This window comes from Nocardioides turkmenicus (assembly GCF_011045035.1).
In the GTDB taxonomy this organism is placed as follows: Bacteria; Actinomycetota; Actinomycetes; order Propionibacteriales; family Nocardioidaceae; genus Nocardioides; species Nocardioides turkmenicus.
This window is the reverse complement of the sequence record NZ_JAALAA010000019.1, coordinates 1-24,052: the sequence shown is the minus strand read 5'-3', so window position 1 is coordinate 24,052 and position 24,052 is coordinate 1. Positions and strand designations below refer to the sequence as shown.

28 protein-coding genes and 2 tRNA genes are annotated in these 24,052 nt (G+C 67.9%); 15 read left to right on the top strand and 15 right to left on the bottom strand.

The window, feature by feature from the left end; all coding sequences use genetic code 11:
• Positions 1 to 28: 28 nt before the first annotated feature.
• A tRNA-Ile gene (locus G5C66_RS20030) sits at positions 29 to 102 on the top strand.
• 124 nt (positions 103 to 226) lie between these two features.
• On the opposite strand, the gene G5C66_RS20025 is transcribed toward G5C66_RS20030, so the two are convergent.
• Positions 227 to 559 carry a hypothetical protein gene (locus G5C66_RS20025; protein WP_165112697.1) on the bottom strand — a complete coding sequence of 111 codons (333 nt, stop codon included), beginning with the start codon at positions 557 to 559 and terminating at the stop codon, positions 227 to 229.
• 115 nt (positions 560 to 674) lie between these two features.
• Complete coding sequence (locus G5C66_RS20020; RefSeq protein ID WP_165112696.1) at positions 675 to 1,604, bottom strand: MBL fold metallo-hydrolase; 930 nt, start codon at positions 1,602 to 1,604, stop codon at positions 675 to 677.
• A 72-nt stretch (positions 1,605 to 1,676) separates the two neighbouring features.
• Here G5C66_RS20020 and G5C66_RS20015 point away from each other — a divergent pair, with 72 nt between their 5' ends.
• The 6 genes from G5C66_RS20015 to G5C66_RS19995 all read left to right on the top strand — a co-directional run bounded on the left by G5C66_RS20015 (position 1,677) and on the right by G5C66_RS19995 (position 4,812).
• On the top strand, positions 1,677 to 2,624 hold the full coding sequence (locus tag G5C66_RS20015) for a hypothetical protein (RefSeq protein ID WP_165112695.1): 948 nt from the start codon (positions 1,677 to 1,679) through the stop codon (positions 2,622 to 2,624).
• 80 nt (positions 2,625 to 2,704) lie between these two features.
• Complete coding sequence (locus tag G5C66_RS26145) at positions 2,705 to 2,824, top strand: DLW-39 family protein (RefSeq protein ID WP_241248699.1); 120 nt, start codon at positions 2,705 to 2,707, stop codon at positions 2,822 to 2,824.
• A 17-nt stretch (positions 2,825 to 2,841) separates the two neighbouring features.
• Positions 2,842 to 2,914: transfer RNA gene (locus G5C66_RS20010), tRNA-Ala, on the top strand.
• Positions 2,915 to 3,126: 212 nt separating this feature from the next.
• Positions 3,127 to 3,897 carry a protein phosphatase 2C domain-containing protein gene (locus tag G5C66_RS20005; protein WP_338144248.1) on the top strand — a complete coding sequence of 257 codons (771 nt, stop codon included), beginning with the start codon at positions 3,127 to 3,129 and terminating at the stop codon, positions 3,895 to 3,897.
• 183 nt (positions 3,898 to 4,080) lie between these two features.
• The gene (locus tag G5C66_RS20000) at positions 4,081 to 4,389 is read left to right on the top strand and encodes a hypothetical protein (RefSeq protein WP_165112694.1); all 309 of its coding nucleotides are present in this window, start codon (positions 4,081 to 4,083) and stop codon (positions 4,387 to 4,389) included.
• A 237-nt stretch (positions 4,390 to 4,626) separates the two neighbouring features.
• Positions 4,627 to 4,812, top strand: a complete 186-nt coding sequence (locus tag G5C66_RS19995) for a hypothetical protein (protein WP_165112693.1) — start codon at positions 4,627 to 4,629, stop codon at positions 4,810 to 4,812.
• 537 nt (positions 4,813 to 5,349) lie between these two features.
• Here G5C66_RS19995 and G5C66_RS19990 read toward each other — a convergent pair.
• The 5 genes from G5C66_RS19990 to G5C66_RS19970 form a co-directional block, all read right to left on the bottom strand.
• Entirely contained in the window at positions 5,350 to 5,871 is a 522-nt protein-coding gene (locus tag G5C66_RS19990) for a hypothetical protein (protein ID WP_165112692.1), read from the bottom strand.
• A 303-nt stretch (positions 5,872 to 6,174) separates the two neighbouring features.
• Entirely contained in the window at positions 6,175 to 6,774 is a 600-nt protein-coding gene (locus G5C66_RS19985) for an SRPBCC domain-containing protein (protein WP_165112691.1), read from the bottom strand.
• Positions 6,771 to 7,109: a metalloregulator ArsR/SmtB family transcription factor gene (locus G5C66_RS19980; RefSeq protein ID WP_165112690.1), complete on the bottom strand. Its 339-nt coding sequence runs from the start codon at positions 7,107 to 7,109 to the stop codon at positions 6,771 to 6,773. The genes G5C66_RS19985 and G5C66_RS19980 overlap by 4 nt, the downstream gene beginning before the upstream one ends.
• A 47-nt stretch (positions 7,110 to 7,156) precedes the next feature.
• Entirely contained in the window at positions 7,157 to 7,717 is a 561-nt protein-coding gene (locus G5C66_RS19975; protein WP_165112689.1) for a hypothetical protein, read from the bottom strand.
• Positions 7,718 to 7,753: 36 nt separating this feature from the next.
• Positions 7,754 to 8,152 (bottom strand): DUF1304 family protein, encoded by a 399-nt coding sequence (locus tag G5C66_RS19970; RefSeq protein WP_165112688.1) that lies wholly within the window; start codon positions 8,150 to 8,152, stop codon positions 7,754 to 7,756.
• 171 nt (positions 8,153 to 8,323) lie between these two features.
• Here G5C66_RS19970 and G5C66_RS19965 point away from each other — a divergent pair, with 171 nt between their 5' ends.
• From G5C66_RS19965 to G5C66_RS19935, 7 genes are all read left to right on the top strand, one after another.
• Positions 8,324 to 8,743, top strand: a complete 420-nt coding sequence (locus G5C66_RS19965; protein ID WP_338144247.1) for a MarR family winged helix-turn-helix transcriptional regulator — start codon at positions 8,324 to 8,326, stop codon at positions 8,741 to 8,743.
• Between the two features lie 302 nt (positions 8,744 to 9,045).
• Positions 9,046 to 10,050: a TauD/TfdA family dioxygenase gene (locus G5C66_RS19960; protein WP_165112687.1), complete on the top strand. Its 1,005-nt coding sequence runs from the start codon at positions 9,046 to 9,048 to the stop codon at positions 10,048 to 10,050.
• Between the two features lie 115 nt (positions 10,051 to 10,165).
• The gene (locus G5C66_RS19955) at positions 10,166 to 11,068 is read left to right on the top strand and encodes a hypothetical protein (protein ID WP_165112686.1); all 903 of its coding nucleotides are present in this window, start codon (positions 10,166 to 10,168) and stop codon (positions 11,066 to 11,068) included.
• Positions 11,069 to 11,135: 67 nt separating this feature from the next.
• Positions 11,136 to 11,945: an SURF1 family protein gene (locus tag G5C66_RS19950; protein WP_165112685.1), complete on the top strand. Its 810-nt coding sequence runs from the start codon at positions 11,136 to 11,138 to the stop codon at positions 11,943 to 11,945.
• On the top strand, positions 11,942 to 12,274 hold the full coding sequence (locus tag G5C66_RS19945; protein WP_165112684.1) for a DUF3817 domain-containing protein: 333 nt from the start codon (positions 11,942 to 11,944) through the stop codon (positions 12,272 to 12,274). Before G5C66_RS19950 ends, G5C66_RS19945 begins: the two co-directional genes overlap by 4 nt.
• Before the next feature lie 78 nt (positions 12,275 to 12,352).
• Complete coding sequence (locus tag G5C66_RS19940) at positions 12,353 to 12,868, top strand: peptidylprolyl isomerase (RefSeq protein ID WP_165112683.1); 516 nt, start codon at positions 12,353 to 12,355, stop codon at positions 12,866 to 12,868.
• 105 nt (positions 12,869 to 12,973) lie between these two features.
• Positions 12,974 to 13,780, top strand: a complete 807-nt coding sequence (locus G5C66_RS19935) for a rhomboid family intramembrane serine protease (protein ID WP_241248698.1) — start codon at positions 12,974 to 12,976, stop codon at positions 13,778 to 13,780.
• Positions 13,781 to 13,927: 147 nt separating this feature from the next.
• On the opposite strand, the gene G5C66_RS19930 is transcribed toward G5C66_RS19935, so the two are convergent.
• Entirely contained in the window at positions 13,928 to 14,389 is a 462-nt protein-coding gene (locus tag G5C66_RS19930) for a cell division protein CrgA (protein ID WP_165112681.1), read from the bottom strand.
• Between the two features lie 43 nt (positions 14,390 to 14,432).
• Between G5C66_RS19930 and G5C66_RS19925 the strand changes: the two genes are divergently transcribed.
• On the top strand, positions 14,433 to 15,221 hold the full coding sequence (locus tag G5C66_RS19925; protein ID WP_165112680.1) for a DUF881 domain-containing protein: 789 nt from the start codon (positions 14,433 to 14,435) through the stop codon (positions 15,219 to 15,221).
• Between the two features lie 25 nt (positions 15,222 to 15,246).
• Here G5C66_RS19925 and pknB read toward each other — a convergent pair whose 3' ends face one another.
• From pknB to G5C66_RS19890, 7 genes are read right to left on the bottom strand one after another with little or no spacing between them, the layout of a single operon-like run.
• The gene (gene pknB / locus G5C66_RS19920; protein WP_165112679.1) at positions 15,247 to 17,058 is read right to left on the bottom strand and encodes a Stk1 family PASTA domain-containing Ser/Thr kinase; all 1,812 of its coding nucleotides are present in this window, start codon (positions 17,056 to 17,058) and stop codon (positions 15,247 to 15,249) included.
• Positions 17,051 to 18,616 carry a serine/threonine-protein kinase gene (locus G5C66_RS19915; protein WP_165112678.1) on the bottom strand — a complete coding sequence of 522 codons (1,566 nt, stop codon included), beginning with the start codon at positions 18,614 to 18,616 and terminating at the stop codon, positions 17,051 to 17,053. Before G5C66_RS19915 ends, pknB begins: the two co-directional genes overlap by 8 nt.
• Complete coding sequence (locus tag G5C66_RS19910) at positions 18,613 to 20,079, bottom strand: penicillin-binding transpeptidase domain-containing protein (RefSeq protein WP_165112677.1); 1,467 nt, start codon at positions 20,077 to 20,079, stop codon at positions 18,613 to 18,615. Before G5C66_RS19910 ends, G5C66_RS19915 begins: the two co-directional genes overlap by 4 nt.
• Positions 20,076 to 21,503, bottom strand: coding sequence for an FtsW/RodA/SpoVE family cell cycle protein (locus G5C66_RS19905; protein ID WP_165112676.1), 1,428 nt, complete (start codon positions 21,501 to 21,503; stop codon positions 20,076 to 20,078). The genes G5C66_RS19910 and G5C66_RS19905 overlap by 4 nt, the downstream gene beginning before the upstream one ends.
• On the bottom strand, positions 21,500 to 22,834 hold the full coding sequence (locus tag G5C66_RS19900) for a protein phosphatase 2C domain-containing protein (protein ID WP_165112675.1): 1,335 nt from the start codon (positions 22,832 to 22,834) through the stop codon (positions 21,500 to 21,502). Before G5C66_RS19900 ends, G5C66_RS19905 begins: the two co-directional genes overlap by 4 nt.
• Positions 22,831 to 23,307, bottom strand: a complete 477-nt coding sequence (locus G5C66_RS19895) for an FHA domain-containing protein FhaB/FipA (RefSeq protein WP_165112674.1) — start codon at positions 23,305 to 23,307, stop codon at positions 22,831 to 22,833. The genes G5C66_RS19900 and G5C66_RS19895 overlap by 4 nt, the downstream gene beginning before the upstream one ends.
• Positions 23,304 to 24,011 carry an FhaA domain-containing protein gene (locus G5C66_RS19890; protein WP_165112673.1) on the bottom strand — a complete coding sequence of 236 codons (708 nt, stop codon included), beginning with the start codon at positions 24,009 to 24,011 and terminating at the stop codon, positions 23,304 to 23,306. Before G5C66_RS19890 ends, G5C66_RS19895 begins: the two co-directional genes overlap by 4 nt.
• Between the last annotated feature and the right edge of the window lie 41 nt (positions 24,012 to 24,052).

Genomic DNA, 24,052 nt, shown 5'->3' with positions numbered 1-24,052 from the left:
GTGGGGCTTCCACCCCCAGTTGGCGCCTGCGCTTATAGCTCAGACGGTTAGAGCACCACACTGATAATGTGGGGGTCGGAGGTTCAAGTCCTCCTAAGCGCACAGCACACGCCCTGGACTCCGGTCCGGGGCGTTTCTGCATGCCAGGGCGGGTTATCTGCCCCTCGCGGGGCGGTGGTCGAGTCTCGCCCTGTCGAGCCGGTCACCTGACTCGCTCGACGGTTTCTCATCGAACGGTGGGTGCTGCGAGGTCGGTGCGAACCAGGGTCAGGAGGTATGCCGGAATCTTCTCCGCGAGGTACCCGTAGCCGTTTCCGTTGTCGCGCAGCGACCTCGGGTCGACCCCGTCGACGGCCCATACGTCGACGGGGCCGCCCGTGTTGTTGATGGTGAAAGCAAACCAGTCGACATCGCCCTCATCGATGCACAAGAACACGCCCGGGACCTCGGGCGTCTTGCTGCCCGCGATGCCGCACGCCAGCCCCATGCGTTCCCAGTCGAGCCCGTGCTCGGTGATCGAGGCCCGGTTCAAGCTCGACGTCACATGGAAGAGGGTCATTGCCACACTGTAAGGACGCGCAGTCGTGGGGCGCCTGGGAATTTCTGGGACCGACCTTCAGCCCGCGAGCCTGGCACTCGCGGTGCTTCAGGCTCCCAACGAAGCCTCTTCCTCGTCACAGCCGGCTGGACGCGTCGTGGTCGTGGGTCGGGACGACACGCATCAGATGACGCGCCAGGTGCAGGCGGTGGAGGGTGGCGAAGGCGGCGTCCCGGTCCTCGTCGACGAGGTCGCCGGGGAAGGCGGGCTTCTGCCTGATCAGGTCGATCTGGTCGTAGTGCCAGGCGGCGTCGCCGGCGATGAGGACCCAGCCGGACGCAGTGCGGGCGAGGACGCCGACGCTGCCCGGGGTGTGGCCGGCGAGCTCGACCAGGAGGACGGAGCCGTCGCCGAAGAGGTCGTGGGAGGCGGTGAAGGTGGCGACGGGCGGGCCGTCGAGGTCGTACGTCTCCACCGGCCGCCCATCGGTCAGAGCCGCGCGCACTCCCCCGACGGGTGGCCGGCCGGGGCCGAGGATCCAGTCGCGCTCGATGCCCCGCATGCGTACCGGCAGACCGGGGAGGTCCAGGAGGCCGCAGACGTGGTCCCAGTGGGCATGGGTGGGGAGGGCGAAGTCGGGCTGGACCTGCGCCGTCCGCAGCGAGTCGACGGTGGGAACGGTGTCGGACGGCGGCGTCACGAGCCGGCGCAGCATCCCGGGGAGCTCGCCCAGGGCGCGATCGGGGGCGTCGCGGCAGTAGGACGGATCGACGACGAACGTCGCCTCGGGGTGCGTGATGACGAAGCAGGTCATCGCGTTGCGTACGCGTCGACGGAGGCCCGCACCTTCGATGAGCCCGCCGGCGGGCAGGCTGCGCGCCACCTGCGGCATGGTGCGTACGGTCACCGTGCGGTCGCCCTCGGGAAGGCCGACATCGGTGATCGACGCGAGCAGGCGCTGGTCGGGACGCCGAGGCCGCAGCAGGCCGCGGCCGAATCCGGCCAAGGCGCCGGCCAGCTCGCGGGGTGTCGGCGTGGCAGGAGTGTCCGTGAGATCGCTCGTCACACCAGGAACGTATCGGCCCAGGGACCGTGCGCCATCCGACCACGGTAGGAACCGCGTGCGAACATCACCGTCATGACCAAGATCGACCTTCCGTTCGACCTCGACTCCATCCCCGGACGTACGCGCCGGTGGGTCAAGGGCGGGATGAAGCGCACCGAGAGGTGGGGGCAGCGGCTCGGCGGCCGCGTCGGCCCGCTCATCCCCAACACCCTGGCCACCGGGGGCACCGACGACTGGACGCCGCAGGGGCTGGGGTACGGGCCGGAGACCAACGTGCTCGCCCAGAGCTACTACTCCCACGACAAGGGTTCGGCGCTGGTGCTGGTCGACCTGAAGAGCGGGCAGTCCGTCGCCGAGGTGCTGCTGGTGGGCTACCAGGGCAAGGTCGGTCCCGGCCACGCCGGCGGGGTCGCGATCGACGGCGACGACGTGTGGGTCTCCAAGGGCGCCGGCGGCGGCACCGGTCGGCTCTACCGCTACTCGCTCTCGGCGATCCGGGAGTCGGCGAAGGCCGCCGAGATCGCGCCGATCGAGGCGCCCGTGAAGGTGGCTGCGGGTTCGTACTGCCGGATCCGCGGCAACCAGCTCTACGTCGGCGGCTTCGGCAACCAGACGCTCTTCGCCTACGAGAAGGGCGCGGACGGGGCGTGGGACTTCTCCGAACCGGTCCTCTCGACCACCACCCCGCCGAAGGTCCAGGGCATCGTCGTACGCAAGGACGAGTACGTCTTCTCCTCCTCGTTCGGCCGCCACCGGCCGAGCACGATCTTCATCTGCGAGCGGAGGGCCGACGGCGGCGTCGGCGCGGTGCAGCGCAAGTACCGCTTCCCCAACATGGCCGAGGCGATCGTCGAGGTCTCGGGCGAGCTCATCACCACCTACGAGTCCGGCGCCTCCCCCTACAGCCGGCCGTCGGCGTACGGGTTCGGGTTACTGACCGGCCGGATGTGGGCGAGCACCCACATGACCCTCACCCCCATCGCCTCCCTCGGCCTGGCGCCCGACCCCGAGGCCGGTTGATTTCGTACGCTTCACGGCGGGCCGGTACGCTTTCCTGGTCTAACGGGCAGCGATGCTCACCACGACTCGCAGGAGAAGACATGAAGAAGCTCGTCCTCGTACTGCTGGCCGCGGCTGGCATCGTCCTCGCCAAGAAGAAGCTCGACCAGTCCAACCCCGAGAAGGGTCACTGGGCCGCGGCGACCGACAAGGTGAACTGACCGACGGACACCCGTCCGGGGCGTTGGCGCAATTGGTAGCGCACCTGCTTTGCAAGCAGGGGGTTAGGGGTTCGAGTCCCCTACGCTCCACCCACTCTGACCAGGCAAAACGCGAAAGCGAGTAAGCCGGGATCGGCGGCCAGAGGCCGTCGCCTGAGCCAGGCGTTCCGGTCATCGAGCTACACCGCATCGCGTACGCTGCCTCGGGTCCAGTCGAGGTGTTTCTGATCCGTACTCGCTAGCGACAGGCACCCGTTCGCCTACGAACTCGAGGCCCCTGAGTGAGCATCCGTATTAGCGCCGTGAGCTACACCGAGACGTCGCCGACCCATGAGCACAACGAGGATTTCGTACTCGTGGGCAACGACTTCGTGATCGTGCTCGACGGAGCGACACCTGTCCCGGGCCTCGAGAACGGATGCATCCATGACGTGCCGTGGCTGGTCCGCCAGCTCGGCCTGCGTCTTGCTGAAGGACTTACGACGCCGAGTTCCTGGAGCCTGTCCGCGATCCTCGAGCGTGCGATTCAGCAGGTGTGCGATGCGCATGCGGATACCTGCGACCTCGAGGACCCCAACAGCCCCTCGTCGACGGTTGCCCTGCTTCGACTGCACGGTGACCGTATCGACTATCTCGCCCTCGCAGACTCATCGGTCGTGTTCCACATGGCCGATGGAGGCGTGCTTCCGATCACCGACGACCGGCTCGATCACCTCAAGGACTACTCCGTCGCCGGAATCGGCGCGGTTCGGAACACCCCTGATGGATTCTGGGTTGCCAGTACCAAGCCCGAAGCGGCCCGCCATGCTGTCGCCGGCAGCGTCTCTTATGCTGCTCAGCCGGTCCGAGCTGCCGCCGTACTGACGGACGGAGCCGCCACGCTCGTCGAGCGACACCAACAGAGCTGGGAAGACCTCTTCCGCATCCTTGAGTCCGGGCCGGAGGATCTGGTGCGCCGCACCCGCGAAGCAGACGAGGCTGGGACGGGAGCATCTCGCGGAAAGCGGCACGACGACGCGACCGCGGTCCTGTGCCACTTCGTGCCTCCGGCGACGGAGCAGCTCTGCACCTAGACCAGATCGCGATACGGCATACGTTCGATTGACCGTAGGGGGACTGGACACGACGCCGCTCCAGTTCTTCCGTCGATCGTTGGGAGTTGGCCAGTTGCGCGCCCGCATCGCCGAATCCCTGACGAGGCGGTCTCCCCCCGGCTAACTTTGGCGCGAACATTTTGTCGGAAGGACCGGGGTCTGGTGGTCGCGCTCATCGTCGGTGCTGGGGCCATGCTGGCATTCGGTGCACTTCTTGCCTGGTTGTCACTGATGTGGTGGCGCTGGATCGTCCAGTACAACCGACGACTGTTCGACAAAGAGGTTCATTCGAGGTGGCCCGTCCAGTTCGAGTGGCGACGCCTTGAGTGGCAGGAGTTGAATCCGGGCGAGAAGCTGAATCAGACCTTCGGCGCCGTATTCCTCGGAGCGATGGCCGCAATGGTCCTCGTCGCGGGCCTGTCGGGCTGTGTGCGGATCCTCATGGAGCTGGTTGGCATGGTGCTCCGGTAAACGGCGTGCCCACGTGCGGTCGCCATGATCGCGTGAGAACTTTCTCTACTGACTCAAGGCGGCCTCCGGCCGCGTGCGCGGCCTCCGGGGGCGTGCGGCCTGGCGGCCGGTCCCCCTACGTGCCGCGCAAATGAAGAAGAGCGCCCAGTCCGTAGACCAAGCGCTCACTCTCCCCGCGGACGAGCTGCCCAACGCGATCATCTGTTACCGCAACCACCGAGCGTTATCGTTCCGGCCATGACGCCGCCCGTCCCCGAGCCCTCGCCCTTGGGTCCGTATTCGCCGGAGCCTTCGCCGTTGACGCCGCACGTGCCCGAATTGCTGCTCGGGCTCGTCGTCACAGCCACGCTCCTTGCTGGCGTAGCCGTCGCAATCATCTTCCTCGTGCGCTACGTGCGCCACCAGCTCCGACGAGCCAAGTAGGCCACCGCACCATCCATCCCAATCCAGTTCTTTGGCTGATGACGAGGGGGAGGGGGCGCTGCTGCCGGTAGGGACACTCCCCGCGACACTTCTAGGATCGGTGGTGTTGGGCAGCGTGGGGGCAAGCCCCCAGACCCCCGCCAATGGGGCTAGGTGCCGGCGTGGGTTGCGCTCCGCCCCCGCGATACGGACAAGCGCTCGTGCCTGACAAACTGCCTGACAACGCTCGGCACCAGGAGCCACCGGCGATGGACGAACACGGACGTTCGGCAGCGTACGGAGTAGGTCGCCATTCGAACAGATTGTCGTTTGCAAGCAGGGGGTTAGGGGTTCGAGTCCCCTACGCTCCACCAGATCAGAGGCCGGTTTCCGGTTCTCGGCCCCCTGAATCTGCCAGCGCTGGGCAGGGGCGGATAGGCTAGGGCTTTTGCGAGGGCACCCGGCACTCGGCAGTTCTGATCCGCCGCCGATACCGACGCAGCTTCTCAGACATCGTGGCCCCGCCGGATCGACGGGGCCACGAGCAGCATTTGAAGATCAGAACGTGCGGCGCACTGTGGACGTGGTGGACTTGCCGCTTCGGATGTGCTTTGCGATCAGTACGGCCTTGGTGAACTTGTTGGTCCGCTGGAAGCCGGTGAAGCGGTGCCGGAACTCGCCGATGTTCGTGTCGACGCCCACGTTGACGACCTTCGACTTCTCCTGGAAGCCGGCCGGAGTCCACAGGCGTACGGTGAGGCGGTACTTGCCGAGCCGGTTCGCCTCGCCCACGACCCGGACGGCGCCGGAGTCGCGGCGTACGGTGATCTGGGAGGTCGGGCCCATGCCGATGACTCGGTAGGGGTTCTGGTCGACACCTCCGACGCAGAAGACCGAGTAGTCGCCCGAGAAGTACACACCGGTGACCGGCTTCGGCCAGGCGAGGGTGGACTTCGTGGTGTCGCGTACGACGCCGTCGACCGGGTGGAGCGTCGCTGATTCAGGGAACGGACCGGATGGCTCGCTGTTGCCGACCGTCGTGAACCCGGACCAGTTGGCCCTCTTCACGTCACGGATCACGGTCGTTCCGATGGTGCCACCGGTGGGCGAGCGCCGGGCGCCGACGGTGATGACACCAGCCAGCGCCGCCTTGACAGGCGCTGGTCACATTGACTGAAGGGGTGGTCGCAGCCTGCGCTGAACCACCGAGTGACAGGGGCGCTGCGCCGAGCGCGAGGGCGGCGGCAGCAAGCGTGAACTTGCGGAGCATGGGGGTCTTCTTTCGAAGTCGAGGCGCTGCGACCTGCGGCGCGCTTGCATTGAAACACCCCCGTACGTATCCGTCAGTGAATTCGGCACACAGAACCCCAACAGTGCTGCATGTCAGGACCGAATCAGAGCGGCGTACTTCGGTCCGAGTCCCTCGGTGCGGGCCTTGACCCGCTGGACGACGAGGGCGGCGGCTTCGTCGGTCGGGGCGGTGGGGCCGTCGTCGAGAAGGTCGGTGAGCTCGTCCAGGCAGACGTGCCAGCCGACGGCGGTGTCGGCGTTCTGGGCGGGGCCGCCGAGCCAGGTGGTGAAGGTGAGGCGGGTGCCGTCGTCGGTCGGCTCGAGCTCGAAGCGGAGCAGGTCGGTCAGGTCTTCGCGGCCATCCATGCCCCAGGTGAACTCGAAGACCCGGGGCGGGTCCCACACGCGCAGCTCACCCTCGGAGACGTAGCTGTTCGGGTCGACGCCCATCTCCTGGATCGCCTCGACCGCCTTCTCGTCTTCGAGGCCCTCGGGCCAGAACGGCAGGCTCAGCCGCGCCCCGGCGGCACGCTCGCCGACGATGTCGGCGGGGAACCAGTGGCGCAGGCCGTCCGACTCGGTGAGCGCCCGCCACACCTTCTCGGGCGAGTGGCGCAGCAGGCGTACGTAACGAAGGCCTGTGCGCTCACCGTCGCTGAGCACCTCGCCCAGGGGTCCGGTCGTCGCGGTCATCTCTCAGTCCTCTCGTGGTCAGGGTCGTCGAGCTGGTCCAGGTGGCGCTCGAGGGCGTCGAGGCGGTCGGCCCACATCCGGCGGTACGGCGCCAGCCACTCCTCCAGCTCCCGGAGTCGTTCGGGGCGCAGGCGGTAGTGGCGGCGCGGTCCGTCGATGCGTACGTGGACCAGATCCGCCTCGCCCAGGGTCCGCAGGTGCTTGGAGACGTTCGGCTGCGCGAGACCGAGGGTCTCCACCAGCTCTCCTACCGCCATCTCGCGCTGGCAGAGCAGGTCGAGGATCTGCCGGCGGGTCGGGTCGGCGATCACGCTGAAGACGTCGCGGGTGGGCACACCATTAATATTCCTTACCGGGAATATGTCTGTCAAGGAATGTGTGCTTACCTCAGCACTTGGTCGATGGTGAGCCAGAGCGCGAGGACCGCGAATCCGGCGGCCAGCAGGCCCAGGACCACCGAAGCGTACGGCCGGAGCGGTGCAGCAGAGCGAGCAAGTGTCGGCGCGGGCTGTGCGGGCTCAGTGGGCACGGGAGTCGATGGTGGCGGCGGTGGCGGTTGCGCCTGGGGCGGTAGGCCGGGGGTGGTCGGTCGGCGCTTGTCCGTCCCGAAGATGTCGTCCATCGTCGACGGGCCGGTGTCCGCGGGAGGAGAGTGAGTTCCGTCGGGTATCGGTGCCGGGGCGTACCGAGGACTTGGAGGCACCGGCGGAGTCTGGTTCTGCGGGACCTTCGAGCCGATCAGTGCCTCCAGTTGTGCGGCCTCGGCGGCGAGGGCGGCATCCAGGTGGAGTCGCGCCGGGTGGCCGTCCGGAATGTCCTTGAGGATCTGGGTGTAGCGCTCGATCCGGGAGAGAAGGCGGGCTCGCCGGCTCCCGTTCTGCAGAGCCCAGGCGAGGCAGGCGAGCACGACGGCGAAGAGTCCCGAGACGATCGCGGTGCCCATGCTTTCGAGCGTAGTGCTCCGGCGTGGTTCCCGCTGTCAGATGGCGATCGCGATCAGCGCGACCGCGGGCAGTACGGACGAGAGGACCGTGCCCTTGATGCTGCCGCCGCGCGGGAGCCAGTAGCCGAGGGCGTCGGCGATGCCCATGAACAGCGAGGCGAGCAGCATGTAGATGCAGGCGGCGACCACGACGACGACGCCCGTGGACTGGTCGCCGAAGTTCACCATCCAGAGGCCGATGAGCGTGCCCACGCCGGCGAGGGCGTTGCGGGCGCCGATGCAGAAGGACCACAGGTGGACGTTGCGGATGCCGTGCGGCTCGATCCCGAGGAACCGCTGCACCTCGGTGCGGTGGATGAAGAAGGCCTCGAAGGGGAAGACCGCGATGAGGATCAGGGCGGACAGACCGGCGCTGAGCTGTGCGACTGCGTTCATGGTGACCTGCTCGGGACGGACCTCGACCGGCGAGGACTGTGGAGATGGTGGAAGCAACACGCGTCCGGCGGAGCCCCGTGAACAGACAGTCGTCTGGACACCGGAGAGCGGTATAATAGTCAGTCTTACTGACTATATTGGCCAGGGTGTCGAGCAGTGTCAAGGGGTTCCGTGGACGTCGCAACGCTCATGCTCATCGCCTACCGGGCGATGGACGAGCGCGTCATCTCGGCGATGCGGGACGCCGGCTACAACATCACCGTCGCGCAGGCCAGGCTCGCCCAGCGGATCGCGGAGGACGGCTCACGGCTGGTCGACCTGGCCGAGCAGGCCCAGGTCACCAAGCAGACCGCCAGCATCCTCGTCGCCGCGCTGGAGCGAGAAGGACTCGTCGAGCGGGTCCCCGACCCGACCGACGGCCGGGCGCGGCTGATCAGGTTCACCGCAGCCGGTCAGGCTGCCGCCGACCACGCGCGGGAGGTGGTGATGGGCGTCGAGGAGGAGTGGAACGAACACCTCGGGCCTGACCTCGCGACCAGCCTCCGCGAGGCGCTGACGTCGCTGCGCGAGCTCGTCGATCCGTACCGGTGAATCATCGGCCGGCCGACCTCTCCGAAAGCCCAGCCGGACGGGCAAATCTCTGGTAACTGGGATACCGCAAGAGAGATACATTCCCTAAACAGGTTCAGGCCGTTTGCGCAAGGGGCCTAATACCTATCGTCTCGTCATTTGGACCTATCACTCGTTTGAATTCCGTACGGCGGAACAAAGTGGTCCCGAACTTAGGAAACCCTTTGGTGTGGGTCACAGAAAACGCTTCTGACGAACCCCTCCACCACAAAGTCCGAAAGGTCAATGTTGTGGGCGCAGAGTCCGTAGTCACCCGGGTCGAGATGACCCCCGCTGAGTCCCAGGCCGCAGCCACGCTGGCGGAGTCGTTGCTCGCCCGGTTCGGAGACCCGGTCTCCTCGGAGTTCCTCGAGACCGCCCCGTTTCTCGGTGGCGAGCTTCCCGAGAGCGTCGCCCGGGCGATCCGCGCGTTCCGCTACGGCGATGCGACCGACGCTCTGGTGATCAGTGGTCTTCCGGTGACCGCCGGGCCGACCCCGCCCCACTGGAACCACCCGGACGCCCAGGCGCCCCATGCCGCCGACTTCTGGCTGGCCCTGATCATGGCTCAGCTCGGCGACGCCGTCTCCTGGTCCTCGCTGCAGGGCGGCCAGCTGGTCAACAACATCCTGCCGATCCAGAAGCAGGAGAGCCTGCAGACCGGCCACAGCAGCGATGTCGTGCTCGACCTGCACATCGAGGACGCGTTCAGCAACCTGCGCTGCGACCACCTCGGCCTGATCTCGCTGCGCAACGACGACCTGATCCCGACCACCGCGGTGGGGATCAGCTCGATCGACGTGACCGGCCCGGAGTACGCGCCGCTGTTCGAGCCGCGCTACGTGATCCGCCCCGACGACGAGCACCTGCGCAACCTCCGCGAGGCGGGCGTCAACGAGGGCGAGCTGCTCGCCGCGCCGACCGCGGTGCTCTCCGGTTCGCCGCAGGCCCCCGACGTCCGGCTCGACCCGCCCTACATGGAGGCGCTGCCGGGCGACGTCGAGGCCGACCAGGCGCTCCAGCTGCTGATCATGGAGCTCTCCGCGAACGTCGAGGACGTCGCGCTCGCTCCGGGCGAGGTCCTCATCGTCGACAACCACCGTGCGCTGCACGGCCGCAAGCCGTTCAAGGCTCGTTACGACGGCACCGACCGTTGGCTCCGCCGCCTCACCACCGTCAAGGACCTGCGCCGCAGCCGGGTCGCTCGGTCGGAGGCCTCGTCGCGGATCATCGACCCGGTGCTCGAGCCGCTCCCCTCATCCCTTGAGCTCACAGGCGCTGGTCGCTGACGCTCGGGATCCCGGAGGCCGCAGGCAGTCTGCCTGCGGCCTCCATCTATTTCGCCTCGTCTCGCCGGGACAGATGTACCGCATACCGTGACGGGGATCGGGAATACTCGTTGGGGTGAACGTGACGCGATGGGGCATCGGCGCGTTGGCCGTGGGACTGGCGTTCGCGCTGGTCGGGTGTGGCGACGACAGCGAGCCGAAGAAGCCGGAGGCATCGGCGACGGAGGAGACCTACCCCGTGTACGCCGCGACGATGGACCCTGCCACGGCCGCCATGACGTTCGTGCCTGCCGACGCGACGACGCTGGCGGTGACCGACTACGACGAGGTGAAGTCGCTCTTCGGGCTCGACGACGTCACCAGCAGATCGAAGCCGACGGACCAGAGCGACCTGTGGAGCCGGGCCGACAAGGAGGCCGCCCAGGTCAGCGGCGGGCTGCTGCGTGGAGTCGACCAGCGCCTGCGCGACGACTACGCGTGGGGCGCTGCCGACGTGATCTGGGAGGCCAGGTTCACCGGCGGCGGCAAGGAAGGGTTCGTCATCAAGGTCGCCGACCGGGTCAAGCCGGGCCAGGCGATCAAGGCCGGCGTCGGCCCGCTCAAGGGCGCGAAGTTCGATCCGAAGACCCACCTGATCACCAAGAACACCGCGACCCCGGACGCCGAGAACTGGGCATCCCAGGAGTCCCTGATCGCGGTCGCCGGAGGCCCCGCCACCTCGACGTACGTCGTCAAGGGCTGCGCCGAGGGCGGGCCCGAGGAGAAGACCAGGCTGGCGCCGGTCGAGGCCTACTCGGTCGAGTTCGGCGGCGGGCTGGCGACGCTCCGTCTGGGCGAGGACCGCGACGACCTGTTCTACCGGCTGAAGCTGGGTGATCAGGCGGCTGCGTACAAGAAGGTCTTCACCAACGGCGTCGCGGACCCGTCGACGGGGCGGATCGGTTTCCGGGTGACCAACCCGGTGACGGCGGCCACGCTGGTCACCAGCGAGCCCGTCCCATTCGCCGTCTGTGATTGAGGGGCCGTACTCTGGGAGTGCTATGGCCGCCCAGACCAGACCCCCGCGAAGCATCTTCTCTCCCAGGATGTGGGGTGCCCACGCGCTGATGGTCGTCTTCGTGACCGGCGCGGTGCTGCTCGGGGTCTGGCAGTACCAGTCGAGCCAGCAGGACAAGCAGGACCAGGTCGCCGAGCTGGTGCATGCGAAGCCGAAGGCGTTCACCGACCTGATCGGGCCCAACGACGCGTTCCCGTGGGAGCAGATCGGCCGTCCGGTGACCGTCTCCGGGATCTGGCTGCCCGAGGAGACCATCTTCATCGACGGGATGGAGCGGGGGTCTCAGGTGGGGTTCTGGGCGGTCACGCCGGTGCTCGTCGACGACACCGAGTCGGCCGTCTACGTCGTCCGTGGCTGGACCCCGGAGGTCGGCACCGCTCCGCCCGCGCCGCGCGGACACGTCACCGTCACCGGCTGGCTGCAGCCCAGCGACTGGACCAACGTCGCTGACGACCGCAAGTCCGACAACGTCTTCCCGCAGCTCGACGTCTCCGACCTGATCTCGCGCACCAGCTACGACCTCTACAGCGCCTACATGGTGCGCTCGCCGGTCGAGGACGACTGGCCGGCCAGCTCGATGCCGGTCAACGACGGCTCCACGGACGTCGCCGACGTACCTGCGCCGCAGCTGCCCGAGCCGGAGGCCACGACCGGGCTGCGCAACCTCCTCTACGCGATCGAGTGGTGGCTGTTCGGCGTCTTCGGGATCTACGTCTGGTGGCGCTACGTGCGCGACACCCTGCACCCGCGGCCCGAGGACGTGGACGAGAGCGACGAGGCCGGCGAAGAAGACCCTGAGAAAACCACTCAGGATCTGCGCGTACGCTCAGACGCGTGAACAAGCTGTTCGGCACCTACAAGGTGCTCGCGTACGTCGTCGGTGTGCTGCTGCTCGTCGGCACCATCTCCTCGCTGTTCAAGTACCTGCTCCCCGAGGGCACCGCCCTGCAGTCGTTCGGCGAGGCGATGACGCCGCTGTGGGTCGCGCACGGCTGGATCTTCATCGTCTACGTGATCGTCGCCTTCCTGCTCACCCAGAAGGCCAAGTGGACGATCCCCGAGTTCCTGCTGATGATGATCGCCGGCCTGATCCCCGGGCTGATCTTCTGGGTCGAGCGCCGCGTCGCCGACCGGATCGCTCCGAAGCTCGCTGACGCGGCCTCCTGACCTCGGGCATGCGACCGACCCTGTGGGAGGATCGAGGAGCTACATCCCGTACCAATCCCAATGTCGGAAGGGCAGGTCATGGCTGACCAGAAGGCCATCCTCCACACCAACCACGGTGACATCACGATCACCTTGTTCCCCAACCACGCTCCCGAGACGGTCGCCAACTTCGTCGGCCTCGCGAAGGGGACCAAGGAGTACACGGACGACGCTGGCCGCTCCGGTGTTCCCTACTACGACGGTCTCGGCTTCCACCGCGTCATCGACGGGTTCATGATCCAGGGCGGTTGCCCCCTGGGGACCGGTACGGGCGGCCCGGGCTACACGTTCAAGGACGAGCCGCACCCCGAGCTCACCTTCGACAAGCCCTACCTGCTCGCGATGGCCAACGCCGGCCCCGGCACCAACGGCTCGCAGTTCTTCATCACCACCGGCCAGGCGCCGTGGCTGAACTTCAAGCACACCATCTTCGGCGAGGTCGCCGACGAGGCGTCGAAGAAGGCCGTCGACTCGATCTCCGGCACCAAGACCGGAGCGATGGACCGCCCGGTCGAGCCGGTCGTCATCGAGACGGTCGAGATCGTCGAGGGCTGATTGTCCGAGACGACCCCGGTCGGGGTGCCGGTCTGCTACCGCCACCCCGACCGTGAGACTCACATCAGCTGCCAGCGCTGCGGGCGTCCCATCTGCCCTGACTGCATGGCCAGCGCCTCCGTCGGCTTCCAGTGCCCCGAGTGCGTGCGTGAGGGCCACAAGTCCGTACGCCAGCCCAAGCGCTTCACCGGCGCGCGGATCGGCTTCCGGGCGCTGCCCGTCACCTTCTCGCTGATCGGCGTCAACGTTCTCGTCTGGCTGAGCATCATGCTCACCGGCGGCGCCGGCTCGAGGATCGCCGACTTCCTCGCGATCCGGCTGCAGGGCTACTGCCTCACGCCGGACGGCGGCTTCGCGGTGCCCGAGGGCGTCTGTGGGGCGAGCGGCTACACCTGGATGCCAGGCGTCGACGACGGCGCGGTCTGGCAGCTGGTGACGTCGATGTTCACCCACGTCTCGATCATCCACCTGGTCGTGAACATGCTGTCGCTCTACATGCTCGGCTCGTTCCTCGAGCCGATCGTGGGCAGGCTGCGGTTCCTGGTCTTCTACCTGATCTCCGGGCTGGCCGGCTCGGCCCTGGTGGTGTGGGCGGCCGCACCAGCCGGTTCGACCGTCGGCGCGTCCGGGGCGATCTTCGGGCTCCTGGGTGTCCTCGTGGTGCTCTTCGTCCGGGCGGGCCAGTCGCTCTCCCCGCTGCTGCCGGTCCTCCTGATCAACGCGGCGATCACGTTCTTCGGCAACGGCATCTCGTGGCAGGGGCACGTCGGTGGCTTCGTCGGCGGTCTCGTCGTCGCGGGCATCTTCACCCAGTTCCGGGCCGACCGGAAGGCGCCGTTGCAGTGGGCTGCCCTGGGCGGGTTCGCGTTGCTGCTGCTTGCTGCTGTCGGCGTACGAATGATGCTGTTCTGACGCCTTCGGAACAGGTGTTTTCGGGGCGTTTTCACGGCGTGGACAAATCCACAGGTGTGGAAGACCCTGTGGAGAACTACACCCGTGTAACGCAAAGAGGCGCAACCCCAAGGGTTGCGCCTCTTTCGGTGGTCTCCCGCGGGGGATTCACTCCCACTTCGTGGCGAAGGTGAAGCCCACCGCCATGAAGCCGATACCGACCAGAAGGTTCTTCTGGCCCAGGTCGTTGAAGACCCAGATCTTGTCCAGGTGGTCGTTGGCGAAGATGTAGAAGACGCAGATCCAGACCAGGCCGATCAGGAAGCAGCCGAGCATGCCGACCACGACGCCGCGGCCGCGGCCCAGCGGGGTCTTCGGGTGGGCGGCGACGGCCAGGCCCAGGAAGAGCAGGACGAAGCCGATCAGGTAGTTCCACCCCTCGAGCTTCTGCACCGGCTTCGGCCCGGTGAAGTCGCCTCCGACCTCGTTGGGGCGCACCCCGGTGTAGTAGTAGGCGATCCAGCCGATGCCGAGGGCGATCAGCAACAGGGCGATCCCGAAGCGGGGAGTGAAGATCGGATCCTTGGGCAGGTCGAGATCACTCTTCTTCGAGAGCTTGAGCTTGGCCACGGGTGATGCTCCTCAGACAAATGTGATTGCTGCGCATACCCTAATGGTCGTGAGCTCCGGAACCCAGGCTAACCCCACCTCTAAACCAAAGCGCTGGTCCCGTGCCACCTCCTGGAAGGTCGGTACGCCCGTCGTGGTGCTGCTCTGTGGCGGTCTGCTGGCGGTGAGTTTCGTGAACGCGGACGGCACCGACCTGCGTCCGGGACGCTACGAGGACCTGGCGACGCTCGTCGACGGCGAGCGGGCCCGCTACAACCGTCTGGAGGCCCAGCTGACCGACCTGCAGGGCGAGGTCGACCAGCTCACCAGCGGCGTCACCGACAAGGACGTCAAGAAGCTCCAGAACCAGTCCGCGAAGCTCGCCGATCCGGCCGGCACCTCCGACCACAGCGGAGCGGGCATGCAGATCGTGCTGGGCGACGCGCCCTCGGACGTCCAGGAGAGCTACACCGGCGACGACCCCAACTCGCTGGTCGTCCACCAGCAGGACATCCAGGCCGTCGTCAACGCGCTGTGGGCCGGTGGCGCCGAGGCGATCACGATCGCCGGCAAGCGGATCATCACCACGACCGGCATCAAGTGCTCCGGCAGCACGGTGCAGCTCGACGGCGTCCCCTACCCCCAGCCGTACGTCATCGAGGCGGTCGGCGACCCCGACCGGTTGCAGGCGGCGATCGACCGTGACAACCACGTGCAGAACTACCGGGCCGACGCCCGCGACCCCAACGTCCAGATCGGCTGGTCCCTCAAGCCGCTGACCTACCTCACCGCGCCGGCCTACGACGGTCTGCTCGAGGTGAAGTACGCGAAGCCCCTGCCTCAGGAGAAGTGAGACAGGGGCTTCGGCGAGGTCCGGGCTACGGGGCCGCGGGGCTGCTCGGCGGCAGCGTCGGGTCACACGTCGGCGGGTCGCCCGGCTCGGCGGTCTGGGTGGCCGAGGCCGTCGGGTTGGCCGGGTCCGTCCCTGGCACGAGCGTCTGACAGCTCGGCAGGGCCTCCTCCTTCGTCGAGACGAAGATGATCACCTCGCCGTCCTGCGCGAGCGGAGTGCCCTTGTCAGGGGACTGCTCGACGACGGTGTCCTTGGGCTTGTCGGTGTTGGGCTCGTCCTTGACGACCGGCGTGAAGCCCGCGGCACGGAGGATCTCCTTCGCCTCCTCAGCGGTCTTCCCGACGACGTTCGGGACCTTGTTGGGGCCCTTGGAGACGGTGAGCGTGACCACGGTCGACTTGCCGGTGGTGACGCTCTCCCCGTCGACCGGGTCGGACTCGATGACGGTGCCCTTCGGCTGGTCGGAGTCCTCCGTCTCGATCTTCACCGTGAAGTTGTAGGGATCGCTCTCCAGCAGCTGCTTGGCCGTCTTCTGCGGTGATCCGATCACGTTGGGCATCTCCCGGTTGGGTGGCCCGGTGGAGACCGTCAGCGTGACGGTGCTGCCCTCCTCGACGTCCTGGCCGGCGGGCGGATCCTGCGAGATCACCACGCCCACCGCGACCGTGTCGCTCGACTCCTGCTTGACCGAACCCTTGAGCTTGGCCGTGCTGAGCCCGGCCATCGCCTTCTCCTGGGTCAGGCCGGTGACGTCGGGCGCGGGCGTGGTCTGCGGACCGAGCGCGGTCGGCAGGAAGTAGGCGCCCACCGCGATCAGGCCGATGATGACCAGACCGAGCAGGACGAGCACCCAGGGACGCGGACCGTCGGGCCGGTCGTCCTGGGGCGGGTAGTAGCCGCCGTTGGTGGGGTCGCCGTAGGGAGCGCCGGCGACGGCACGGTTCTGGGCGACCTGGGTCTGGTCGATGCTCGGCGGCACGGTCGCCTGGACCGGACGTCCGGCGAGGTAGCGCTCGATGTCGGTGCGCATCGCCTGCGCGGACTGGTAGCGGTCCTCGACCCGCTTCGCCAGCGACTTCATCACGATCGCGTCGAGCTCACGGGGCAGCGACGGGTCGTGGACCGAGGGAGGCTGGGCGTGCTCGCGTACGTGCTGGTAGGCCACCGAGACCGGCGAGTCGCCGACGAACGGCGGACGGCCGGTGAGCAGCTCGTAGAGGAGACAGCCGGCCGAGTAGACGTCGGAGCGGGCGTCGACCTGCTCGCCGCGGGCCTGCTCGGGGCTGAGGTATTGCGCGGTGCCGACGACGGCCGCGGTCTGGGTCATCGTGGACTGGGCGTCGTTGAGCGCCCGAGCGATGCCGAAGTCCATCACCTTCACGTCACCGGCCGGCGTCAGCATGACGTTGCCCGGCTTGATGTCGCGGTGGATGATCCCGTTGCGGTGGCTGTAGTCCAGCGCGCTGAGAACGTCGGAGCTGATCTCCAGCGCCCGCTCGGGCAGGATCTTGCGACCCTCACGGAGCACGTCGCGCAGCGTGCGGCCGGCGACGTACTCCATCACGATGTAGGGCTGGGCGACACCGTCGTCGGTCTTCTCCTCGCCGGTGTCGTAGACCGACACGATCGAGGGGTGGTTGAGCTTGGCCGAGGACTGTGCCTCGCGCCGGAAGCGCGCCTGGAAGGTCGCATCGCTGGCGAGGTCCATCCGCAGCCGCTTGATCGCGACCACGCGGCCGAGCCGGTGGTCGGTGCCCTTGCGGACCTCCGCCATCCCGCCGCGGCCGAGCAGCTCGCCGACCTCGTAGCGACCGGCGAGGAGCGCTCCATCAGCCATTGCCGCCCCCATTGCCGTTGCCGCCCCCGTTGCCGCCGCCGTCGGTGTTCTCGTCGCCGGGAAGGTCCGGGAGACCCCAGTCGCCGGAAGACTCGCCGTCGGTCGGCTCCTCCTCGTCGGTCTCCTCCTCGTCAGGCTCCTCCTCGGTGGGAGTGGGCTCGACCACCGGGCGCTCGCCGTAGTAGCGGATGGTGATCGTGTCGCCCTCGTAGAGGTTGCGGGTCGGGTCGAGACCCGAAACGGTGTCGGGCTCGAAGCTGCCGTCGTTGTCCTGCACGGTCGGATCGACCTCGAGGCCCAGGTCCTGGAGCTCACGACGTACGTCATCGACGTTGCGGCCGATGTAGTCGTCCTCGTCGATCTCGACGGGCTTCGGCTCCTCCTCGGGCTCCTCCGACGGGGTCGGGGTAGCGGTGACCGACGGGGTGTTCGAGGAGCTGTCGGCCGGAGACGTCTCCGGGTCGGCGGCGAGGGTCGAGATGATCCAGATGATCGCGATGATCACGGCGACGAGCATCACGAGCACGACGATGTTGAACGGCTTCTTGTACCAGGGCCGCTGGTCCTCGTCCTCGTCGTAGCGGTCGTAGGGGTCCTGGTAGCGAGGCGGCGGCGGGCCCTCGGGGCCGCCCGCACCGCCCTGCATGCCGATGAAGTTCTGGGTGGGCGAGGGCACCGGGTCCATGACCGACGTCGCGGTCGCGTCACCGGGCGCGGCGGCTACGACGGTGGTGGCGTCGGCATCGGCGTCAGCGGCGGCACCGTGACCGATCATCGCGGTCGTGAACGCGGCAGCATCGGCGTAACGGAGGGACGGGTCCTTCTGCAGGCTCCGCATCACGACCGCGGCCAGGTCGGCGGGGACGTGGTCGGGGAGCGGCGGCACCGGGTCGTGCAGGTGGGCGATCGCGGTCGCGACCGGCGTCTCCTTCTGGAACGGCCGGTAGCCGGCGAGGCACTCGAAGGCGACGACACCGAGGGAGTAGACGTCGGAGGCCGGCGTGGCCTTCTCGCCGCGCGCCTGCTCGGGGCTCAGGTACTGCGGCGTGCCCATCACCTGGCCGGTGCCGGTGATGCCGGTCGACGCCTGGGCGCGCGCGATGCCGAAGTCGGTGACCTTCACCTTCCGCTGCGGGGTGATCAGCAGGTTGGCCGGCTTCACGTCGCGGTGCACGATGCCGGCCCGGTGGGCGGCGGCCAGCGCGTCGCCGGCCTGACCGAGGAGGTCGCGTACGACCTCGGGGGCCAGTGGACGGCCGTCACGGAGCAGCTCGGAGAGCGGCTTGTGGTCGACCAGCTCCATCACCAGGAACGGGCGCATCAGGCCAGAGGCGGTCGGCATCTCGCCGACGTCGTAGACAGCCACCACGTTGGGGTGGTGGAGGGCCGCGGCATGCTTCGCCTCGGACTCGAAGCGGGACCGTCCGATCGGGTCCTCGGCATGCTCGGGCTTGAGGAGCTTGATCGCGACCTCGCGGTTGAGGGTCGTGTCGGTCGCCCGCCACACCTCGCCCATCCCGCCGGTGCCGATGAGCTCGTGGAATACGTAACGACTCATGAGATCGCTGCCTCCATCATGGCCTTCGCGATTGGGCCGCCCAGCCGTCCGCCGGCGATTTCGCTGCGTTCGGTGCCGCTCTTCTGGACCATCACGGCAACCGCGATGGACGGGTTCTCCGCCGGGGCGAACGAGGTGAACCAGGCGTACGGCGGCTTGTCCGGCGTGGTCTGCGCCGTGCCGGTCTTGCCGGCGACGCTGACGCCGTCGATCGCGGCGGCCTCGGCGGTGCCGTTGTCGACGGTGCTGACCATCATCTGGGTCAGGATCTCGGCGGTCTCCTGCGAGACCGCGGGCTGGTTGTCGATCGGGGTCGGGTTGCCCTGGTCGATGACGTCGAGCGACGAGGAGGTGACCCGGTCGACGAGGTAGGGCTTCATGACCTCGCCACCGTTGGCGATGCCGGCGGAGACCATCGCCATCTGCAGCGGGGTCGCGATCACGCTCTGCTGGCCGATCGCGGCTCGGGCCTGCTCGGCCTTGCCGTCGTTGCCGGGGTACTGGCTCTTGGCCAGCGGACGCAGGTCGTCGAGGTAGTCCTGGCCGAACCCGAACGCCTCCGCCTGCTCCTGCATCTCCTCGTCGGAGAGCTCCATGCCGAGCTGGCCGAAGGCGGTGTTGCAGGAGACCTCGAGAGCGCGGGTGAGGGTGATCTCCTCGCCACCGCAGCTGCTGCCGTTGAGGTTGGGCAGGTCGGTGGTGGTGCCGGGGAGGTCGAGGGAAGCGCCGCCGTAGACCTTGCTGTCGCCGTCCATGTCGAGCTTCTCGATCGCAGCCGCGGCGGTGACCAGCTTGAAGGTCGAGCCCGGCGGCAGCGCGGTCTGGATGGCACGGTTGAGCAGCGGCTCGTCGTCGTCCTTGGAGAGCTGGTTGTAGGACTTCCCCGCAGCGCCGAAGTCGTGGGTCGCCAGCCGGTCCGGGTTGTAGGTCGGGGTGGACGCCATCGCCAGGATCTGGCCCGTCTTCGGGTCGATCGCCACCGCGGCCGCCTGGACGTCCTCGCCGAGCGCGGTCAGACCCTCGTACGCAGCGTCCTGGACCTTCGGGTCGATGGTGAGCTCGACGTTGCCGCCGGCCGGCTCGGAGTTGGTGACCAGGTCGACCAGGCGGTTGGTGAAGAGCTTGTTGTCCTTGCCCGACAGCACCGAGTCCTGAGTCCTCTCGATCCCGGTCTGGCCGTAGGAGTAGGACATGAAACCCGTGATCGGGGCGTACTTCTTGCCGCCGGGGTAGGTGCGCAGCCACTCGTACTTGTCGTCGCTCGGCTTGCTGGTGGCGATCGCCTTCTTGCCGACCAGGATGTCGCCGCGCTGCTGGGAGTAGGCCTCCTCGGTGACCCGTCGGTTGTCGGCGCGGCTGTTGTACCAGCTGGCCTTGAAGAACTGGACGTACGTCAGGTTGAGCATCAGCGCCACGAACAGGATCAGGCAGCCGACACTCAACGTGCGGATGGGGCGGTTCACTTGGTCATCGCCCCTTTGTCGAGCTTGACGATCTGGGTCTCCTCAGCAGCGAGGTCTTCGTCGGACGGCGCCGTCGGCAGCGGGCGGCGGGACTGGTCCGAGACGCGCAACAGGAGGGCCACGATCACCCAGTTGGCGACCAGCGAGGATCCACCATACGAGAGGAACGGTGTGGTCAGACCGGTCAGCGGGATCAGCCCGGTCACGCCACCGACGACCACGAAGGTCTGCAGTGCGACCGAGGTGGCCAGACCGACCGAGAGCAGCTTGCCGAAGTCGTCGCGGGCCACGATCGCCGTGCGCAGGCCGCGCTCGACGATCAGGCCGTAGCAGAGCAGCAGGGCAAGGAGGGCGGTCAGGCCGAGTTCCTCGCCGATCGCCGGGATGATGAAGTCGGAGTTGGCGTAAGGGACTCGCCAGGGCTCGCCGGAGCCGAAGCCACGACCGATCATGCCTCCCCAGGCCATCCCGAACAGCCCCTCGACCAGCTGCCCCGAGGAGGTGCCGTTGAGCGGCTCCGGGTAGTAGTCGAACGGGTTGAGCCAGGTCAGCACGCGGACGCGGACATGGCTGAAGAGACTGATCGCGGCGAAGACCCCGCCGGCGAAGAGCAGACCGCCGACGACGATCCAGCCCTTGCGCTCGGTCGCGACGTACAACGTCACCACGAAGAGGCCGTAGAAGAGCAGGCTGGAGCCGAGGTCGCGCTGCAGCACCAGGATCGCGAGGCTGATCACCCACATCATCAGCAGCGGACCGAGGTCGCGGCCGCGGGGCAGGTCGATGCCGACGAAGCGGCGTCCGGCCAGGGCGAGCGCGTCGCGGTGGACAGCCAGGTAGCCGGCGAAGCAGATCACCAGCAGGACCTTGGCGACCTCACCGGGCTGGAAGCCCACTGGACCGATGTTGATCCAGATCCGGGCGCCGTTGATCTCCTTGCCGATGAGCGGGAGCATCGGCAGGATCAGCAGGACCACCGCGGCGAGGCCGGCGGTGTAGGTGAACCGCTGCAGCATCCGGTGGTCGGGGACCACGAAGAGCGCGATCAGGAACAGCACGATGCCGATGGTCATCCAGATCAGCTGCTGACGCGCGAAGACGCCGTCACCGGCCTTCATGGCCAGGTCGAGCCGGTGGATGACCGCCAGACCGAACCCGTTGAGCATCGCCACCAGCGGAAGCAGCACGGGGTCTGCGTACGGAGCCATCAGACGTACGCCGATGTGGGCCGCCACCAGCAGCGCGACCAGCCACGTGCCGTAGCCGACGAGGTCGACCGGCATCTTCTCCTGCACCCCGAGGCCGACCGCGGCGTAGGCCCCGATCCCGACCGCCAGGGCCAGGATCAGCAGGACCAGCTCAGCCCCTCGGCGTGACCGGTGGACGAAGACGGGCATCGAGCTCGCCGGTGTAAAGCCGCTCATGACCCGCTTCCCGCGTCTGCGGCGCTCTGGTCGGCAAGGGACTGCACCTTCTCCTGGGCGCCGGCCAGGTCCTTGCTGTGGATCCCGTCCTCGAGCTGGTTCTGGTAGGTCTCGGCCAGGTCGGAGACCTTCAGGTCAGAGGTCTGGTAGGGCTCGGAGAGGTCGAAGCCGACCATCGTGGTGGGCACGCCACGGAAGATCGTGACGTTGCCCTCCTGCTCGCCGATGTACCACTGGTTCTGCGACCAGACGAAGGCGGTCGCGACCGCGATCCAGACGACACCGAGGACGGTCAGCAGGCCGAACGTCCAGCGCAGCCGCGGGTGCTTGGCGGGCGCCTGGAGGGCGTAGCGCATCTCCTCCGGGTCAGCCGCGATCGCGCCGTCGGGGATCTCCTCGTCGATCGGGTCCAGCTCGCCGGTGTCGCCCATCCGGTGACCGCGGAACAGGGCGGTCATCTGGCCGGTGCGGGTCGTCTTCTTCTTGAGCTCGGCCGCGGCACCCACCATCTGGGCCTCGAGGCCGGCGGACGGGACGGTGTCGCTCGGCACCACGTCGGCGACCACACAGGTCACGTTGTCGGTGCTGCCGGAGTCGAGGGAGACCCGGACCAGCTCGACGGCTGCGTACTCCGGGGTGCCGGTGGCGAGGATGTCGGCGATGCGTGGGTCGTCCACGTAGCCGCAGACACCGTCGCTGCAGAACATCAGCCGGTCGCCGGCGGCGAGGTCGACGATGAACAGGTCGGGCTCGAGCTCGCGGGTGCCGTCGAGGGCCTTGAGGATCAGGTTGCGGTGGGGGTGGGTCTTGGCCTCCTCCTCCGTGATCCTCCCCTCGTCGAGCAGCGTCTGCACGAAGGTATGGTCGTGGGTGACCTGGTGGATCGCGCCGTTGCGCAGCAGGTAGGCACGGCTGTCGCCGACGTGTCCGACGGTCAGCTTGGAGCCGTCGAAGAGACCGACGGTCGAGGTCGTGCTGGTGCCGTTGAGCGTCGGGTCGTGGTCGACCAGGTGGCCGATCTCGTCATGGGCCATGTGGAGCGCGTGGGAGACCAGGCCGATCAGGTCGTCGTCGACCAGGCCCGGAGCCGGCTCCTCGTCGAGCTTGCGCAGCTGCTGGACGGCCGTGCTGGAGGCGATGTCACCGCGCGCGGCGCCGCCGACACCGTCGCAGACGGTCAGCAGCCAGGGGCCGGCGTACCCACTGTCCTGGTTGTCCTTGCGGACCCGGCCGACGTCCGAGATCGCCGCGAACTCGAGGCGAAACGGGCGTCCGTCGCCGGAGCCACGGACAGGAGCGGGATCGGGGGTGGGGTCGGTCGCAGCGGTCACTTGCGCAGCTCCAGGATTGTCTTACCGATCCGCACCTGGGTTCCGAGAGAGATGGCGGTCGGCTGATTGATCCGGACGGACCCGATGTAGGTGCCATTGGTCGATCCGAGGTCCTCCACGAACCACTGGTCGCCGGAGACGGCGATCCGGGCGTGGCGGGTGGAGGCGTAGTCGTCGTCGAGGATGATCGCGGCATCGCTGCCACGGCCGATGACGATGGGTGCCTGCGAGAGAGGCACGGTCACGCCGGCGTTGGAACCGGTGGTGACCGCGACATGCGTGGGTACGCCGCGACGAGGTGCCCGCGCCGCAGGAGACTTGCCGCGACCCGGCGCCGCCGGCTGGCCGGCGGAGGCGTTGGTGACCCGCGCGCCGAACATGTCGGAGCGGATCACCGACAACGCGGCCAGCACGAAGATCCACAGGATCGCCAGATAGGCGACCCGGATGAGGAAAAGGGTCAGCTCGCTCAACGGCGCTCCTCCACGATGTGCGCGGTGATGACGGTGGTGCCGATGCGCACCTGAGAGCCGTCATCCAAGGTTGCACTCGCCATCTTCTGCCCGTTGACCAGCATGCCGTTGGTCGAGCCGAGGTCGTAGACCTCGACGCGCACGCGGTCGCCGGCCTGCTTCGAGCGGAACTCGATGTGGCGACGGCTGATGCCCGGGTCGTTGATGCGCAGGTCGGCGTCGGTGCCTCGTCCCACGACGAGGTTGCCGTGGAGCGGGTGCCGGGTGCCGTTGATCTCCAGGTAGGCCTGCGCACGGCTGACCTGGGTGTCGCTCATGTCACCACCGGAGACGGCGGCCTGGGCGCGGCTGCGCACCCGGAACCGGCCGATGGTCAGGTCCTTCGCCTCGCCGAACTCGATGTTCACGCGGCCGGGGAAGACGAACCCCTGCGCCTCGGCGTGGTCCATCAGCTGGCGCTTCAGCTCTTCCTTGAGGTGGGGTCCGTAGGACTCCAGCTTGCTCAGGTCGCTGGAGGACAGCTCCACGAAGAAGTCGTTGGGCACCAGGCGCCGCTGGCGGCTGAGCACCTGGGCGTTGTTGTCGATCTCGCGCTGGAGCGCGGCGACGATCTCCACCGACTTCACCTCGGACCGGAACGCCTTGGCGAAAGCGCCTGAGATGAGCTGCTCCAGCTTCTGCTCGAACTTCTGCAGGCCGCTCACGTTGTTGCGCTCCTCTCAGGTGCCGGGGTGGGTCGGGTTGG

Coding starts and splice junctions, on each gene's coding strand:
- G5C66_RS20025 (WP_165112697.1), bottom strand. CDS start 559: ATGACCCTCTTCCATGTGACGTCGAGCTTGAACCGGGCCTCGATCACC.
- G5C66_RS20015 (WP_165112695.1), top strand. CDS start 1,677: ATGACCAAGATCGACCTTCCGTTCGACCTCGACTCCATCCCCGGACGT.
- G5C66_RS26145 (WP_241248699.1), top strand. CDS start 2,705: ATGAAGAAGCTCGTCCTCGTACTGCTGGCCGCGGCTGGCATCGTCCTC.
- G5C66_RS19995 (WP_165112693.1), top strand. CDS start 4,627: ATGACGCCGCCCGTCCCCGAGCCCTCGCCCTTGGGTCCGTATTCGCCG.
- G5C66_RS19985 (WP_165112691.1), bottom strand. CDS start 6,774: ATGACCGCGACGACCGGACCCCTGGGCGAGGTGCTCAGCGACGGTGAG.
- G5C66_RS19975 (WP_165112689.1), bottom strand. CDS start 7,717: ATGGGCACCGCGATCGTCTCGGGACTCTTCGCCGTCGTGCTCGCCTGC.
- G5C66_RS19970 (WP_165112688.1), bottom strand. CDS start 8,152: ATGAACGCAGTCGCACAGCTCAGCGCCGGTCTGTCCGCCCTGATCCTC.
- G5C66_RS19960 (WP_165112687.1), top strand. CDS start 9,046: ATGACCCCCGCTGAGTCCCAGGCCGCAGCCACGCTGGCGGAGTCGTTG.
- G5C66_RS19950 (WP_165112685.1), top strand. CDS start 11,136: ATGTGGGGTGCCCACGCGCTGATGGTCGTCTTCGTGACCGGCGCGGTG.
- G5C66_RS19940 (WP_165112683.1), top strand. CDS start 12,353: ATGGCTGACCAGAAGGCCATCCTCCACACCAACCACGGTGACATCACG.
- G5C66_RS19935 (WP_241248698.1), top strand. CDS start 12,974: ATGGCCAGCGCCTCCGTCGGCTTCCAGTGCCCCGAGTGCGTGCGTGAG.
- G5C66_RS19925 (WP_165112680.1), top strand. CDS start 14,433: ATGGTCGTGAGCTCCGGAACCCAGGCTAACCCCACCTCTAAACCAAAG.
- pknB (WP_165112679.1), bottom strand. CDS start 17,058: ATGGCTGATGGAGCGCTCCTCGCCGGTCGCTACGAGGTCGGCGAGCTG.
- G5C66_RS19915 (WP_165112678.1), bottom strand. CDS start 18,616: ATGAGTCGTTACGTATTCCACGAGCTCATCGGCACCGGCGGGATGGGC.
- G5C66_RS19905 (WP_165112676.1), bottom strand. CDS start 21,503: ATGAGCGGCTTTACACCGGCGAGCTCGATGCCCGTCTTCGTCCACCGG.